Source organism: Pseudoalteromonas sp. BSi20652 (assembly GCF_000239855.1).
In the GTDB taxonomy this organism is placed as follows: Bacteria; Pseudomonadota; Gammaproteobacteria; order Enterobacterales; family Alteromonadaceae; genus Pseudoalteromonas.
In genome coordinates, this window is sequence record NZ_BADT01000070.1 from 1 (window position 1) to 1,198 (window position 1,198).

Annotated in this window: 2 protein-coding genes; one reads left to right on the forward strand and one right to left on the reverse strand. The window is 37.9% G+C overall.

Annotated features, from left to right (window positions below):
• A partial coding sequence (locus P20652_RS17745) for a YgjV family protein (protein ID WP_033017261.1) occupies positions 1 to 246 on the reverse strand: 246 nt, incomplete at its 3' end.
• Between the two features lie 287 nt (positions 247 to 533).
• On the opposite strand from P20652_RS17745, the gene P20652_RS12390 reads away from it, so the two are divergent.
• Positions 534 to 1,190 (forward strand): Crp/Fnr family transcriptional regulator, encoded by a 657-nt coding sequence (locus tag P20652_RS12390; protein WP_008167356.1) that lies wholly within the window; start codon positions 534 to 536, stop codon positions 1,188 to 1,190.
• The last annotated feature ends 8 nt before the right edge of the window (positions 1,191 to 1,198 follow it).

A 1,198-nucleotide genomic window follows, 5' to 3' on the forward strand; every position in this document is an offset into this window, starting at 1 on the left:
TTTTTGTTTTAGCTTTTTAGGCGCTTCGGCTTTAGGCTGACGATATATTTTTATTATGTGATATAAATTCACAAGCGACAGCAAGCCGTTAGTAAAAATCACGGGCACTGCGCCAATGGCAACACCGTATGCAGTAAATACAATACAACCAAACATGTTGTACCAACGTAGTTTTACTACATCTGTCATTGTTAACGATGCAACCAATAAAGCTGATGCAATATAACCTAAATATTCCCAACTCAATTGTTCTCTCCTAGCCTTTAGGTTAGCATTACATGTACTGCTAGCTTATGGCACTTATAAGTATTGCAAAGTTACAACAAAATAAAAAAGCTAACCTGCTTAAAAACCTGAAAAAGTTTGCCGGAAAATACCAGCAAATTCTTAAATCATTACACGGGAAATGAAGGTAAAATAATACTATTAGCAAAGCTAATAATATTAGTAGCAAGTTAGCGTAAATTCTTAGTGTCTTAATGCTATCGTCATTAAGATGTAATAAATAGGACAAATGTCCGAAGAGCACATTGATGTTTCAATACCATTTTTCTAGTTACCTTGTTGATCAGCTTTTAACCTTTGCCGGTAATAGCTATCAACAATCAAAAAAAGAAGTGCTAATCCACCAAGATCAGCCTTTAAGCAAGCTTGTGCTTGTACGCAGTGGCACTGTGTCGTTTAGTTACGACGTAGGTAATGGACGACGCCTGCTGTTAGGACAATTGGATTGTAATAATACTCTTATTGGCGAAATAGAAGCGCTTAACAATAACCCCTGTATTTATACCGTAACGTGCTTTAGCGATGTTACCTATAATCTTATTGAGCTTAGACATTGGCGCACTCTGCTGCTTGAAAAACCAGAACTGAGCTTATACACCGCACAAACGATTGCGGCTAAGTTTCAAGAAAACCAAAAAATCAATTTAGATAAGTTATTACTGCCATTGAGCTACAACATAGCTAAAGATTGCTTACTAAGAGCCGAGAACAATAACCCTACACTACTTCGCGCCTACCCAACCGTAAATGCTGAAGCCGAACGCTTTGCGACCACTGAGCGCGCTTACAGACGCGTTGTTACCGAACTTGTAGAAAAAGGCTTAGTACTTAGAAGTAACGATGGCTTACAAGCGGTCGATATACCAAAACTAAGTGAATACGTAGACAGCTTTGCCCAGCTTTAAAATAAAAA